The 12,159-nt window shown below is 67.9% G+C and carries 20 protein-coding genes and 1 tRNA gene; 1 reads left to right on the forward strand and 20 read right to left on the reverse strand.

All coding sequences use genetic code 11. The features are described 5' to 3' along the window. Nucleotides 1–107 precede the first annotated feature (107 nt). The 5 genes from ACFWMR_RS01945 to ACFWMR_RS01965 form a co-directional block, all read right to left on the reverse strand. Entirely contained in the window at nt 108–362 is a 255-nt protein-coding gene (locus ACFWMR_RS01945; RefSeq protein ID WP_378376201.1) for a hypothetical protein, read from the reverse strand. Further along, nucleotides 359–565 carry a hypothetical protein gene (locus ACFWMR_RS01950; protein WP_378376203.1) on the reverse strand — a complete coding sequence of 69 codons (207 nt, stop codon included), beginning with the start codon at nt 563–565 and terminating at the stop codon, nt 359–361. Before ACFWMR_RS01950 ends, ACFWMR_RS01945 begins: the two co-directional genes overlap by 4 nt. Before the next feature lie 19 nt (nt 566–584). Beyond that, nucleotides 585–1,580, reverse strand: coding sequence for a glycosyltransferase (locus ACFWMR_RS01955; protein ID WP_378376205.1), 996 nt, complete (start codon nt 1,578–1,580; stop codon nt 585–587). Between the two features lie 29 nt (nt 1,581–1,609). Then, nucleotides 1,610–2,305, reverse strand: coding sequence for a hypothetical protein (locus ACFWMR_RS01960; protein ID WP_378376206.1), 696 nt, complete (start codon nt 2,303–2,305; stop codon nt 1,610–1,612). A gap of 269 nt (nt 2,306–2,574) precedes the next feature. Then, nucleotides 2,575–3,084: a helix-turn-helix domain-containing protein gene (locus ACFWMR_RS01965; RefSeq protein WP_378376208.1), complete on the reverse strand. Its 510-nt coding sequence runs from the start codon at nt 3,082–3,084 to the stop codon at nt 2,575–2,577. Between the two features lie 365 nt (nt 3,085–3,449). Here ACFWMR_RS01965 and ACFWMR_RS01970 point away from each other — a divergent pair, with 365 nt between their 5' ends. Next, nucleotides 3,450–3,983 carry a hypothetical protein gene (locus ACFWMR_RS01970; protein WP_378376210.1) on the forward strand — a complete coding sequence of 178 codons (534 nt, stop codon included), beginning with the start codon at nt 3,450–3,452 and terminating at the stop codon, nt 3,981–3,983. Nucleotides 3,984–3,986: 3 nt separating this feature from the next. Here ACFWMR_RS01970 and ACFWMR_RS01975 read toward each other — a convergent pair whose 3' ends face one another. From ACFWMR_RS01975 to ACFWMR_RS02045, 15 genes are all read right to left on the reverse strand, one after another. Continuing rightward, nucleotides 3,987–4,268 (reverse strand): hypothetical protein, encoded by a 282-nt coding sequence (locus tag ACFWMR_RS01975; RefSeq protein WP_378376212.1) that lies wholly within the window; start codon nt 4,266–4,268, stop codon nt 3,987–3,989. Nucleotides 4,269–4,334: 66 nt separating this feature from the next. Then, nucleotides 4,335–4,640, reverse strand: a complete 306-nt coding sequence (locus ACFWMR_RS01980) for a hypothetical protein (protein WP_378376214.1) — start codon at nt 4,638–4,640, stop codon at nt 4,335–4,337. 95 nt (nt 4,641–4,735) lie between these two features. Next, nucleotides 4,736–5,776, reverse strand: a complete 1,041-nt coding sequence (locus tag ACFWMR_RS01985; RefSeq protein WP_378376215.1) for a hypothetical protein — start codon at nt 5,774–5,776, stop codon at nt 4,736–4,738. Between the two features lie 27 nt (nt 5,777–5,803). Further along, nucleotides 5,804–6,097, reverse strand: a complete 294-nt coding sequence (locus ACFWMR_RS01990; RefSeq protein ID WP_378376217.1) for a hypothetical protein — start codon at nt 6,095–6,097, stop codon at nt 5,804–5,806. Continuing rightward, entirely contained in the window at nt 6,094–6,540 is a 447-nt protein-coding gene (locus tag ACFWMR_RS01995) for a helix-turn-helix domain-containing protein (protein ID WP_378376219.1), read from the reverse strand. Before ACFWMR_RS01995 ends, ACFWMR_RS01990 begins: the two co-directional genes overlap by 4 nt. Then, nucleotides 6,510–7,313, reverse strand: coding sequence for a nucleotidyltransferase domain-containing protein (locus ACFWMR_RS02000; RefSeq protein ID WP_378376221.1), 804 nt, complete (start codon nt 7,311–7,313; stop codon nt 6,510–6,512). Before ACFWMR_RS02000 ends, ACFWMR_RS01995 begins: the two co-directional genes overlap by 31 nt. Then, nucleotides 7,310–7,663, reverse strand: coding sequence for a hypothetical protein (locus tag ACFWMR_RS02005; protein ID WP_378376223.1), 354 nt, complete (start codon nt 7,661–7,663; stop codon nt 7,310–7,312). Before ACFWMR_RS02005 ends, ACFWMR_RS02000 begins: the two co-directional genes overlap by 4 nt. Next, nucleotides 7,660–7,902, reverse strand: coding sequence for a hypothetical protein (locus tag ACFWMR_RS02010; protein ID WP_378376225.1), 243 nt, complete (start codon nt 7,900–7,902; stop codon nt 7,660–7,662). The genes ACFWMR_RS02005 and ACFWMR_RS02010 overlap by 4 nt, the downstream gene beginning before the upstream one ends. Further along, complete coding sequence (locus tag ACFWMR_RS02015; protein ID WP_378376227.1) at nt 7,890–8,312, reverse strand: DUF6221 family protein; 423 nt, start codon at nt 8,310–8,312, stop codon at nt 7,890–7,892. The genes ACFWMR_RS02010 and ACFWMR_RS02015 overlap by 13 nt, the downstream gene beginning before the upstream one ends. Beyond that, nucleotides 8,309–8,656, reverse strand: coding sequence for a hypothetical protein (locus ACFWMR_RS02020; RefSeq protein WP_378376229.1), 348 nt, complete (start codon nt 8,654–8,656; stop codon nt 8,309–8,311). The genes ACFWMR_RS02015 and ACFWMR_RS02020 overlap by 4 nt, the downstream gene beginning before the upstream one ends. Further along, on the reverse strand, nt 8,653–8,895 hold the full coding sequence (locus tag ACFWMR_RS02025; protein ID WP_378376231.1) for a hypothetical protein: 243 nt from the start codon (nt 8,893–8,895) through the stop codon (nt 8,653–8,655). Before ACFWMR_RS02025 ends, ACFWMR_RS02020 begins: the two co-directional genes overlap by 4 nt. Before the next feature lie 32 nt (nt 8,896–8,927). After that, a complete protein-coding gene (locus tag ACFWMR_RS02030) occupies nt 8,928–9,347 on the reverse strand; it encodes a hypothetical protein (protein ID WP_378376233.1) in 420 nt (139 codons plus the stop codon). A gap of 506 nt (nt 9,348–9,853) precedes the next feature. After that, nucleotides 9,854–10,234 carry a hypothetical protein gene (locus ACFWMR_RS02035; protein WP_378376235.1) on the reverse strand — a complete coding sequence of 127 codons (381 nt, stop codon included), beginning with the start codon at nt 10,232–10,234 and terminating at the stop codon, nt 9,854–9,856. Continuing rightward, on the reverse strand, nt 10,234–11,817 hold the full coding sequence (locus tag ACFWMR_RS02040) for a TROVE domain-containing protein (RefSeq protein WP_378376237.1): 1,584 nt from the start codon (nt 11,815–11,817) through the stop codon (nt 10,234–10,236). The genes ACFWMR_RS02035 and ACFWMR_RS02040 overlap by 1 nt, the downstream gene beginning before the upstream one ends. 270 nt (nt 11,818–12,087) lie before the next feature. Next, a tRNA-OTHER gene (locus ACFWMR_RS02045) sits at nt 12,088–12,154 on the reverse strand. Between the last annotated feature and the right edge of the window lie 5 nt (nt 12,155–12,159).

Genomic DNA, 12,159 nt, shown 5'->3' on the forward strand with positions numbered 1-12,159 from the left:
AGCGACGATCAAATCCAGACCAGTCGCTTCCCAGCGTGGCCGCAGGAAGTTCCACACCCGCTCACGGGGCCCGCCGTCGCTGCCCCACGGCACGATCACCACGGGGTTCACTGCGGGCCGTCGCTGAGCGACGTGGGCTTACGCGGCTCGACGCCGAGGGGAGCGTCGATGATCGCCTGAGCCAAGTTGATCGTGTACTGGATCGGCTTCCCGAGCAGCGACCGCGACGACACGCAGACTTCGATACCCGCCCGCAGGATGTCCCGCACCGGATCGCGCAGTCCCTCGGGCTGGATGACGTCGAGGCGAGCGAGAGCGCTGGACAGAAGGGAGGACGCGGCGCGCGGCGTGTAGTCCGTCATCGCGGACCACCGTCCAGCGGCGTGTAGGTACCAGGCTTGACGCTGTGCGGCTCCTTGCCGCCGTTCTCAATCGAGACAGCGATGTCCTCCCAACGCTTCGCCGCGTCCGAGTCCTCGGCCTTCTCGACCTCGACGCGAGCCGCCTGCGCCAGCACCTGCCGCTCCGCCTCGGAAAGATCACTCAATGCCCAGATCATGCTCATGGGACCTGACTCCCTCACTTCACTTCGCGCCGTAGGCGGATTCCCACAAGTGCGCGTTGGTCTCGATCGAGCGGGTCGCCGCCCACTCACGTGCTTCCTTGCCCATCCGGTCGCGCGCCTCGGCGTCGTTGACGAGCGCTTCCAGCGCGGCGGCCCAGTCACGCGCGGTCCGGCACAGCAGCGCCAGCGCCCCGGCAGCCTCGGCCCGCTGATACGGCCCGGTGTCCGACGCGATCGCCGGAATGCCGAGCGCCGCGTACTCGAGCAACTTCACGTCGCTCTTGGCGTCGTTGAACGGCGTCGGGCGCAGCGGCGCCAGGCCGAGGTCGAAGTCGAGCGCCCGATACAGGTCCTCGACGTTCGGGAACCAGCCGGTATGCCGGGTCGTCGACCGCGGCGACGACACACGGTCCGTCCAATCCGGACCGCCGATCATGTGGAACTCGGCCTCGTCCCGGAACCGCGGATGCTGCAACAGCCGACGCACCGGCGCGGCCATCTCGCCGAAGTCCCGCGAATGCCCCGGGCCGCCCGCCCAGCCGAGCGTGACGCGCCCGTTCGTGACCGGCCGATCGTGGTGTAGCAGCCACTTCGGGATCATGTTCGGCAACACGACTACGTTCGGGTTCATCTGCCGCAGCACCTCGGCGAGCGGCTCCGTCGTCGTCGTGACCACGTCCGCGAGCTCGACGTTCCGGCGCAGGTTCTCCAGTAGCTCCGGCGTGTAGAACTTCACCGCCGCCCGGTTCGCCGGATCCAGCGACCACAGGTCGTCGTCGAGCTCCAGCACCGTCCGGACCGCGCCTTCGCGGCAGTGCCGCTGGAACGTCGCCGAGGGCTCCGGCAGGCAGGTGCGCTGCGCGACCAGCACATCGATCCCGTCGACCCGGTCCGGCATCAGCCCGTCGAGGTAAAGCCGCCAGCCTGGGTTCCGGCGCGCGACCTCCGTGAACGGCATGATCATCCGGTACCAACCGCAGCCCTGCGTGTCCGCCAGCACCCCGAAGAGCTTCACATCGCCTCCCCGCGCGTGCTGCCACGCGATCAGTTCGCGTTGGTCTCGCGCTCAGCGCGCAGGTCGGCCCAGATCTTTTCGAGGTGCGGCAACATCGCCGCCGGGATCCGCTGGCCCTTTGCGAGCGTGCGGAGCATCCGGTGCGCGTCGGTCGGCTCCTGGTGCCACGCTCGCAGTCCGCCACAGCACGCGCAGCGGCCGAAGCCGTCGTGGTCAAACAGCGGGTCGGCGCAGTAGCACAGCATGTGCGCCCGCTCGACGCTGGAGCAGCCAGAGTGGTACAGGCCGAGCTCGCCGCGCCACCACGGCCCGCGCCTGCCGTCCCATTGGTGCGAGACATCGACTCGATCGCCCTTGCGGCTACGGCCGCCGCACCATGCGCAGCGGGTCAACGCCCATCGACGGAACGTCTGTAGCGGCAGGATCTGGATACGCCAGTGGTGCAGGTGCCAACGCCACGTGCGCGTCGTCTTGATGGTCCGGCCGTCGGGGCGCTCGATGTGTCGGTAGTGCTTGCAGACCTCACCCGAGTCGCGGCCGCCAGGCTCGCGATGCCAGACCGTAATGATCGACGGGAAGTACCAGCCGCGCCCGGCCAGCGTCCAGAACGCGCCCCTTGAGATCCGCCAGCGGCGCCCATCCCGCGAGCGGTCATCGTCGTAGGAGGGTGAGCGGCGCGGCCATGGGCGACGGATCTCGAAGGCGACAACTAGTGGATCATGCATCGTTCACTTCCGCCCTCTCGCCTTCGCATGCCGGTCCGCGATCTTGTCCCACGGACCCGGCTCCGCACCCTCATGCCGACCAGGCCACCGCCCGAAATGCGCGTGATACAAGTTCGCCGCCGCCCCATGCACCATGCGCCCCGGTACGCCTTCCGATCGCAACGCCGCCACCAACGACCGGTACGGCGTCGCCGTCGACGCCCACCGCGCCAAACCCTCACCCAGCCAGTACGCCTTCAGCTTCGCCGGCATCGCGAAAGCCACCAGGATCACCCCCGCAGCGTCGCCTCGTCCTGCTCAACCCGCTCCCGCGCCTGCCGGAGCATCTTCTGCAGCTCAGCGGGCTGTGGTTCCACGCGCGCCTCGATCTCGGCCTTCGTCGGCGCGTCCAGACCCATCAGCTTCGCGATCCGCTCCTCGATCCGGAGCAACCGGTCGATCGCCTGCAGCTTCGGGCCGTCGTCCTCCAGCGGATCCCCGTAGTCGTCCTTGATGACCTTCCCGTGCGACACGGTCAGGTGGAACCGCTCCAGCACCTCGATCGCGGCCTGTCGCATCTCGCCGAGCCGCTCCAGCTGCACCTTCCGCAACTCAGCGGCCAGCGGCAGCACAATGTCGTCGGCTTCCTGCCTCACCCAGTTCTGGATCGTCGTGTGCGACACACCCATCTCGGCCGCGGCCGCCCGATCCGACAGGCCACGCAACTTCAGCCGGTACGCCTCGGCGCGCTTCTCCGCCAGCTCAGCCGGGTTCGAGTGGGTCTGCGGTACATCCCCCACAACATCCACCTCCCACCCCGAACGACCCGGGAGCACGACCTGTGCGGGAGACGCATGACAGTGGAGCGCCTCAGCCGTGCTCAACCGGGCCGCCAGGACCCCCAAACCCACGAGACCGATCGTCCACAAGACACAGATCGGCCCCTGCCTTGGAACATAAGCGATCACGATGGGTCACGCAAACATCTGTTCAATAACGGTCCGCAGTTGCCACAGGTTGTTTGCCACAAAAACCGGACCCACCTGGCCTAACGTCCACAGAGTCGCGCGACACCGAGCGCGCACAGATGTAAACAATCGGATCTCGACGACCGCGTTTACCCTGGCCTCAAGATCCGTTGGCAGCCGGTAGAGGAGCCATCCGCATGACCGACATCCTCGATCTCTTGAGTCACGTCGTCGCCCGCCAGGCAGTCACTAGCCATCCCGGCGCGATCGGCACGAAGACCGGATTCGCCAGCTCGCCGCCGATCAACCTCGACGCCCTCGAACTTCAGCAGGAGCTCGCACGGTGGCGCTGGACCGGCTCCGACTACGCATACCTTCTCGAGGAGCGCGCCTGGACGATGGTCGAGCAGCCGCCGCACGTACCGCTCGGCTTGTGCCCATGCTGCAGCTCCCCGGTCTCGTGCGAGTTCGACCGGGTGTCTGCGCAGTGCGGAATGTGCGGCGAGTGGCTGAACCGGGCCGACGCGGTCGCTGAGGCGCGCCGGTACGTCGAGGCAACGTGGATGACGCCAGGGGAGATCGAGACCGAAACCCGGACCTGGGGGACGCCGGTTCGGGCGGGCCGCGTCCGGAAGTGGCGGTATCGCGGGCAGATCACGGCGCGGGAGGACGGGCGGTACCGGCTCGCCGATGTGCTTAAGGTGCTGGATCGGCAGGCGGCGGCCGCGTGAACGCTAGCTCGCGCGGCGGTGCTTGGGTTCGTCCGCTTCGTCGACCAGGTCCTCGTCGGGGTGCGGCGCGAGCCTGTTGAACAGCTTCCAGCCCGCATCGACCATGACGCCGATCCCGACGAGAGTGCCGGCGATCGCGAGCACCCATTCGACCGCGGTGGCGCTGTCGCCGGCGTGCTCGCCGGTGAGGCGTGGGAGCCGGAACAGCCAGTAGCCCAAGAGCACGGCGAACGGGATGATCAGCCGCAGGAGGAGAACTCCGAGCGGCGCCTGGGGACGGGTCACGAGGTACTCCTTCGACGTCTCCCGACCACGTCGCCGTGACCCATCAGGGTGTTACACGAACCGCGGTCAGCTGTTCTCGTCGAGCAGCTTCTTCGGCAGTGGGCGATCGGGAAAGCGGCGTTCGAAGCTCTCGCGCCAGAGTTGTTTGCGGACCCGGGCGAACCGGTCCTGCTCGCGCGGGATGGCGTCCAGGATCGGGCCTGGTACCGCTTCGACGGTGTAGTCCTCTCGTGGTCGGTGCAGGAGGTGTTCGAGTACCCAGTCCTTCTCTGCTTCGGTCGATGCCCATTGCGGGGATGGGTAGGTGCACATGTGGGCGCGGATATCATCGCGGATGGCGATCTTCCACACGGTGGGCTGGTCGTCGTGCATGGCTGCTCCTGGCGTGGCTGGGCCGGAGACTCGGGCGGTGGCCTCCGGCCTGGCACACTAGAACGCATGTTCGATATCGGCAACCGGCAGGCTGGTCAGGCGCCAGGCACGAGCATGTCCGGGATCGGACCGAAGCCGTACCGGGTCCGGTCCTTCGTGATCCGGTACGCGATGGCGGCGAGCGCTTCCGCCGGCCATCCCCGGTCCTCGACGGCTTCGTCTCGAACGTCGACGGCGGACGACATGACGACCCTGTCGCCCGCGCGGTAGGGGATTCCGTCCCGGCAGCTCCACCCCACGATCCAGCTCGACGTCTTCCGCCCACGCGTCCGCCCGTGCGTCTGCCGCTTCAGTGTGAGGGTGAGCAGGTGTTCGTCGCCGTGCGGCAGCCGCAGCAGCCCGGTCACCGTCTGGACGTCCTCGTAGCTGTACCGCTTCGGGCCGAGCGCGCGGTCGAGAATGCTGAGGTTGAGAGAGCCGTCGCGCCAGCGCGGCGTGCTGCTGGACCATGCGTTCGCGGTGGTCCACACCTGCCACCGCAGATGTCCTCCGCCGATCGACACGCCAATGACTCGGTCCTCGTAGCCGATCGCGTTCAGCCGCCGCTGGAGCCACTGGCCGTGGCCCGCGGTGTGCAGGTACAGCCCGAACAGAGGGTGGATCCCGACGTGCGCCGACAAGGTGTTCTCCGACCCGGCGCAGCCGACTGTCACCTCGGCAGCGAACGCGTTAATCTGGTGGCCGACAACGACCTGTCCGCCGACCTCGCCAGTCGGGTGCGCAGGCCACGGCCCCGGCAGGCTATGCGCGCCGTCCGACTTCGGCATCGGCGCCAGGCTCTTCTCGTTCTTCGCAGGGCGCGGCGGACCGTAGGGGCCGGTGTAGGCCTGCCCGAGCACCAGGTCGCCGTCGAGCCGACCTTGCGGATTCGGGCGGACGCCGCACCGACGGCAAGCCACCCAACGCGCCGACTTCGCGCCGTACGTGCTGTCGTAGCCGTCGACGACCGGGCGATGCCCGAACAGCCGGCACCACGGCGTCAGCCGCGGCGTCTGGTGCAGGAACAGCCCGCGGTTCACGAGAGTGCCACGTCGTCCACCGCGGTCCTTGCGGTAGTCGATGGTGAAGAACCTCAAGACGAACTCCTTTCAGATGATCAATGTTCAGTCGTCGTGGTCGTCACGTTCGGACTGCATCCGACGAGTCCGCCGCCGCAGTAGCCACAGCTCGATCAGCAGCAGCACCAGCCCAAGACCGAGCATCGAGATGAACGTCGCCGCCCACGTACCGAACAGGGCTTCGTCCTGCGGCGGTGAGCAGGCGATCCCGAACGCGGCGAGGACGACGAGCGCAGCGAAAGCACCTCGGATGAGGTCCCAGGTTGTTGCCTCGGGCTCGTTTCGGTTCGGATCGCCGAAGGTAATCGTGATGCGGGTTTCCCGGCTTGGCATCGTCATGTCCTCTCGGTAGATGGGTGGCTTGTGGTCACGCCAAGCAGTGAGTCGAGGTCGCGGACGAAGTCGTGTGGTAGCCGGACCACGTCGGCGAGTTCGGGCCACCCCAGTTCGCGGTTAGCGTCGAGGAGGGCTTGCCATCGACCCCGGATCTCACGCAGCTTGAGCAGCAGTTCGTTCGGCGGCTCGACGATCACACCCGCTACCAGCCAATCGATGGAAACCTTCAGCGCCACCGCAAGCTCGGTGAGCAACGTCATCGACGTCAGTGCTCGCCCGCGCTCGATGTTCGTTATCGCCGCACGACTCCGGGCCAGTCGAGCAGCGAGCTGGCCCTGGCTCATCCCGGTCGCCTTGCGGGCCTCCGCGACTCGCCGCCCGAACGCCTTCGGATCCAGCGGTCCAGACGGCCCGGTCACAACACACCGCGCTTCAACGCACCCCACGTCGAGCCGTAGGCCTCAGTCAAGAACGCGTTCGCCCGCTCCCACTGCGGCACCTCCGGCAGATCAGAGTGCTCCAACAGTCGCAGCAGCTGCGCCTCCAGATCAGCCGCCGCGTCGATCGCCTCGCCCTGCGTCCGCTGCCCCTGCCGCAGCTCCCGGATCCACGACAGCCACGGCTCCGGCATCGGCAGCGTGATCCGCCCGGTCTCCAGCAGCTCCACGCCCTGCACGCCGAGTCGCACCATGTGGCCGGCGTACTTGGTGTCGAACCCGAAGCGCTCGATCAGCGCGGGGCGCGAGACACGGCCGGTGACCTTGCCTTCGAGCATGCGGGTGCGCTGCGACCGCAGGTAGCCGATGAACCGCTCACCAGCGAGCCGGGACACGATGAGGTCCGGGTTCGCGCGCAGCCAGCAACCGAGCGGACTCGTGGTCACGACCTCGCGGTCCGGCACGAACAGGGGGATCAGCACGGTCGGGTTCCCGGCGAGCGCCAGCCGCAGCCACTTCCGCAGCGAGTACACGACCAGGTCAAGGTCGTCGGCGGTCGACGGCTCGTTCGGGTCCCCGGTGCGTTCGGTCGCGGTCCGGAAGATGTACTGCTCGAACGGCTTCAACCCGATCACATACTCGGGTGGCTCGACACAGATCCCCATCTCATCGCGGTCGTCGGTTCCGGCGATCGCGGTGCCGTGCACCCCGGACCCGACCTGCGTCCGCAAGATCGTGTGCTGGTCGGCGATCGCCTTGAACTCTGGTCTGGAGTGCCTCACCGGCCCTGTCCTTCCTCGACATCGACCTGGCGGCACTCCTGCCCATCGGGTTCGGTCATGATCTGATTCCTTCCTGGCGTTGGTGAGTTCGTGGGCGACGGTGCCTCGATCGAGGTGATCCGGTAGCGCGTGCCGTGTTCGGCCTTGGTCCGCAAGATCACGTAGTCGCCGACGGTCGGGTTCTGGCCAGCGAACTGGGGTGAGCCCCAGCCGCCGTCGGTCCAGTAGCTGACGATGGCGGTCAGCCCGCCGGGGCGGGGGATGAGGTGGTAGTCGCGCTTCCGCCAGTCCCAAGTTGTCACCTCGACGGCCGGTGGCTTGCGTAGTCCGAGGCGCCGCATCCGGGTCATCGAACTTTCCCTTCGCTCGGCTGCGGGGACGGCGACCTGACCTGTTCGATCCAGGCGCGGTCGGCGTCGGTGACGGATCCCGGGTCGGTTTCGAGGTCGTGGCAGCAGCAGCCGCAGACGTAGGTGTCGTAGCCGCCTGAGTAGCCATGGCAGATGTGGTGCTTGTATTGCCCGCAGGTCAACGAGTTGATGTGGTGCCCGTGCGTACGGGGATGCCCAGCCCGCGTCACAGGTGCCACGCCTCGCAGTAGCCGGGGCGATCGGCATACGGCAGGGCGAGCAGGCGAGCCAGAAGCCACGCTTCATCGTGCGGACCCTCGCCACCGTCGCCCCACTCGTCCTCGATCTTGTCGTCCATCGCGTTGATCTTCGGGACCACCTCGTCGAGGATTCGGCGTTTGGCGGCGACGTCGGCCAGCACACGCACTGGTTCGTGGCGGACGATGTGCTCGGCCTTGTCCGCTTCCGCGCCGTAGGTACTAGCGAACGAGTCGGCTTCGTCCTCGGCGCTCAACGCGAAGTAGACGTTGTGGCCGTCGCCGGTCTCCTCCGACGAGGCCCGCCAGCGGGATGCTCCAGCTGCGCGAGCGATCTCCTCGTCGTCGTCGATCTGCCTCCGCAGCCACGCGATTAGTTCGTCAAGGTTCACCAGCGCCTCCCTCGGATCGGAACGGTGCGGCTGCCGACCAGCCACAGCCGGGACTTCGGGACCGCGTTCCGGACCCGGATCTCCTCGATGCGGTTCCCGAAGAACTCGCGGACCTCGACCTCATCGAGCCGGTCGAGGCTCATCTGCCAGCAGTCCCACTCCTGCCCGCGCTCGCCGAACACGCCGGCCGACAGCGCCCACGCCTGCGACGGGCTCGTCGAGAAGCAGAGGTAGTCCGCGCGGAAGGTGTGCGTGACAGGGCGGGATCGCAGGACCAGCCCGCGACGTTGGATCCGAGGTCGGCGTTCGGTGGGGGACCAGTGGAAGAGCGGGTGAAGGATCATGACCGGTCCTGCGCGAGCGGGAAGGGTTGGTCAGTGACCTCGAACCGCATGTGCAGTGCGTCCCGGACGTTGTCGAGCGCTTCCTCGAGGAGCGCCTCGGCGATCCGGAGGCTGCGGCGGCCGTGCTCGGCGAGGTGCTCGGGCTGGACGCGGTCGAGCTGGGTGACGCGGTCGTGCTCGGTGTCGACGTAGACGATCGTCGTCCTGCTGGTCGGAAACTCGGGGGTGGTGTCAGGCATGACGCCTCCGTTCTGGATCCTGGTCGGGAGGCTCAAGGCTCGCTGTTGCCGTCCGGCAAGGCAGGTCCCGGTCCGGGTGGTTCGTCGATCAGGTCGTCGACGCGCCGCAGGAAGTCCGCCCAGCTGCCACCGCTGCCGGAGTAGTCGAGCCGCTGCTGTCCGGTCGCGGCGTCGCGAACGACCCGATCGTGATGCGTTTCGGCCGGGTCGTTGGTCTCGATCCGATCGGTGGTCCACGGGATCGGGCGCAGGTGGTCGATGCCCGGAACGGCGCGTCGCCAGGTGCATGTACGGCAGCCGCATTGGCGGTCTTGCGACAGCTGGTCCGCGAGTTCCCGCGCCGCGGCGGTCGGCGGGTGCGCGAGAACCGCGCCAGCGACCAGGTTCTGGATGATCGACCTGATCGAGCCGCCGACCGCGGTCAGCGTGCCCGACAGGCCTCGGAATGCCACCGCGGTGTCTCTGGCGAGGTCGGTCGGGACCAAACTGGCCTGTGCGTTCGGGATCGTGAATCGGAGCAGGACAGCTGAGTAGGGACCAAGCGGTAGCCGACCTGCCCGCATCCGTCGACGATCTCGACGTTCCAGGGCCGACCGGCGAGCGCGAGCCCGCGCGTGCGCAGCGCGGGTCGGGTACGGGCTGGCCGGGTCCTTCCGCTGCCCGACGCCGGTCGGTGGGCGAACTCCGCGCTCGGCTTGAAGGCGTTGCTCGATCGCTACCGTCGACATCCGCCCGGACCACAACGCCATGATCAGGCGCCCATCCGTGGCGGGGTCGAGCGCGACCTGCACCGTGAGCTCACGTCGCGCTGCTACATCGAATAGGTCTTGTGGTGTCCGGAATCCCGCAAGGACTCGCTGGGGCTCGTCAGGTTCTGACGTGGCCCACTCCTCGGCGCGGCCGATCGGCTGCCAGCCTTCGCTCGGTACTGCGACGAAGACGCGGCCATTCTGCATGATCATCGGTTGCCCTTCGCTGTAGCGAGTGCTTCCTGCAACGTGTTGGCGATGTCGCGCGCCAGGCGTCGCTCGTCCTCGCTGCCGACGTTCCGCTTCGAGTGCCACAAGGCGACGTCCGCTTCGAGCCGCGCGATCCGGTTCTGATCGCGATCGGCGATGCCCCACAACCACTTCACAGCGCCGGTGCCGATCACGAAGAGCGGCCATACGAGACCTGCGCCAACGGCGAGCACGGCCAGCTGCCAGCGCCTGTGGTCACTGCTGAGGTGCACATCGAAGACGAACCCGTGCTGGGCCCAGAACCGGACTCTGGATCTTGCGTAGTGCGCGGCTGCGGCAAGGTAGATCGCCGCAGCCGCGCACGCGATGATGACGTCCATCAGAAGGGCCAGTCGGCGTTCCTGCCCGCTTCGAGGAGCGGGATCATCCGGAACGCCGCGTCCGTCAGCCCGCCGAAGGTGTGCCGGAAGTGTCCGCCGGACGGCGCATGGCCGCGCTGGTAGCCCGCGAGGTTCCAGGTGTAGAGCGGAATCCGGGACGGGACGGCCGTCGCGACGTTCCCGGTCGAGTGCTGCTCGTCGGTGAGGATGACGACGCGATCGTGGCTGGCATTCAGGTGCCGCGTCACGGCGCCGATCGTGTCCGTGCCGCCGCCGATGAAGAAACCGCCGTCCTTCCACCTGCTAAGCGCGCTCAGCAGCGACTCGCCGGCGCGCTGGTCGAACGTCATCGACCCCGGGCCGCCCCAGTAGCCGTTTGAGAACGACACGATGTCCGCGCCCTGGCAACGGAAACCGAGGGCGAGCCCGAACACCGCGGCCGCGTCCCAGCGCTTCAGCGTGCCGTCCGTGCTGAACGTCGAGTCCATCGATCCGGAGGTGTCGATGAGGATCAGGGTGCGGCCGCTGATCTCGGGAACGTGCGACAGCGACAGGGCAAGAGCGCGCTCCAGCGCCCATGCCCACCGCAGGGATGGTGCAGCACGGTAGGCGGACAGGAACCGCATCGGCAGCTGCTTCGACCGGGCGACCTCGACCGGATTGGCCAGCCTGGCGCACACGTGCTCGGCGAACGCGTCGGCCACGCCTGCCTCGTCGAAGTTCCTGAGATTCCGCAGGAGCGCCATGTAACCCATGGACGGGATCACCGCCTCCCACAGGTCCTTCTTCGGCACCCGGGATCCGGCCAGCGACAGCGCCGCCTCCCAGGTGAATCCCGCGGAGTGCAATGTGTCAGGTTGCAGCAGGATTTCCGGTGCCATGGCGGCATGTTCGCGAACCTCGGCGTTCAGACGCAGCGTGCCGAGCTCGGGCAGTTCGGCCGTCGAGCGGCGGCCGTACCTCGAGCCGAGCAGGTACAGGTACAGCTGGGCCTGCTCTTCGGAGTCGGCCGGCGGGTGCGTGAGGTTCAGGACGTCCTCGAACCGCACGCGACTCGTGCTGCTGTCCCACTTCAGCAGTGACCGTTGCGTGTACAGGCGCTTCACCGCGTCGCCGACACCTCGCTTGACGGGGCGTGGAATGGCGCGGCCGTGCCGGGTGGTCCAGTAGGCCAGCATCTCGCCCGGTTCGTCGGCGCGCTGGAGGACGGAGTCGATGACCTGGCGTGAGAGGCCGTCGAGGCCCGCGTTGCGGCGGGCCTTGGTGAATTCGGCGGCGCCGACGATCGCGGCGCTGCGCATGTGCCCGTCGGTGCGGAGCCAGCGCAGGAACCGCGCGGTCCAGTCGGGATCGTCGAGGGTGGCGGCGTGGACGAGCTGCACAAACCGGCTGTCCCGGTCGCCCGTGGGCTCGTAGAAGGTGGGCTCGCCGACGAGGTTCGTGACGGCCAAAAGGAACAGTTCGGACTTGGTGTCGCGCGCGTATCCGTCGCCGCCCTCGAATGTGGTGCCGGACGGCGTCGGCTCGCTGGTGATCGGCGAAGTTGGCGCGGGGCGGGTGGTGGCGGTGTTGAATTTGGACACTGGGCCTCGAACCCTTTCGTGGTAAGGGGAGGCCGACGCCACAGAAGGACCAGAGGCCCTGGAGTAGGGGCCTCCCGTGATCAGGTCGGCGTACGAGATGGGCCACGGTCGGGCAGCAGTTCCAAACGAGGGGTGGGGGACTGCCGGGGGAGCCTGACTGGGGTTCCGTGCGCCTGCGCACCGGGAGGTTGTGAAGTTGTGTGGCTTCAGGCGGGCCCGTGATCAAGTCGAGGACGGTACGTAGGTGCTCTGCCAACTGAGCTACCGCACAAGTGCGGACGGGACTCGAACCCGCGACCACCCGCTTAATAGGCGAAGTAACCGTTCTCTGCGCACCGGGCA

The sequence above is a fragment of the Amycolatopsis thailandensis genome (genome assembly GCF_042723255.1).
Taxonomy (GTDB): Bacteria; Actinomycetota; Actinomycetes; order Mycobacteriales; family Pseudonocardiaceae; genus Amycolatopsis; species Amycolatopsis thailandensis.

Bases quoted from the DNA above. Each gene is read 5' to 3' on its own strand.
- ACFWMR_RS01945 (WP_378376201.1), bottom strand. From the start codon at position 362: ATGACGGACTACACGCCGCGCGCCGCGTCCTCCCTTCTGTCCAGCGCT.
- ACFWMR_RS02020 (WP_378376229.1), bottom strand. From the start codon at position 8,656: ATGATCCTTCACCCGCTCTTCCACTGGTCCCCCACCGAACGCCGACCT.
- ACFWMR_RS02035 (WP_378376235.1), bottom strand. From the start codon at position 10,234: ATGGACGTCATCATCGCGTGCGCGGCTGCGGCGATCTACCTTGCCGCA.
- ACFWMR_RS01950 (WP_378376203.1), bottom strand. From the start codon at position 565: ATGAGCATGATCTGGGCATTGAGTGATCTTTCCGAGGCGGAGCGGCAG.
- ACFWMR_RS02025 (WP_378376231.1), bottom strand. From the start codon at position 8,895: ATGCCTGACACCACCCCCGAGTTTCCGACCAGCAGGACGACGATCGTC.
- ACFWMR_RS02005 (WP_378376223.1), bottom strand. From the start codon at position 7,663: ATGACCCGGATGCGGCGCCTCGGACTACGCAAGCCACCGGCCGTCGAG.
- ACFWMR_RS01970 (WP_378376210.1), top strand. From the start codon at position 3,450: ATGACCGACATCCTCGATCTCTTGAGTCACGTCGTCGCCCGCCAGGCA.
- ACFWMR_RS01960 (WP_378376206.1), bottom strand. From the start codon at position 2,305: ATGCATGATCCACTAGTTGTCGCCTTCGAGATCCGTCGCCCATGGCCG.
- ACFWMR_RS01990 (WP_378376217.1), bottom strand. From the start codon at position 6,097: ATGACGATGCCAAGCCGGGAAACCCGCATCACGATTACCTTCGGCGAT.
- ACFWMR_RS01980 (WP_378376214.1), bottom strand. From the start codon at position 4,640: ATGCACGACGACCAGCCCACCGTGTGGAAGATCGCCATCCGCGATGAT.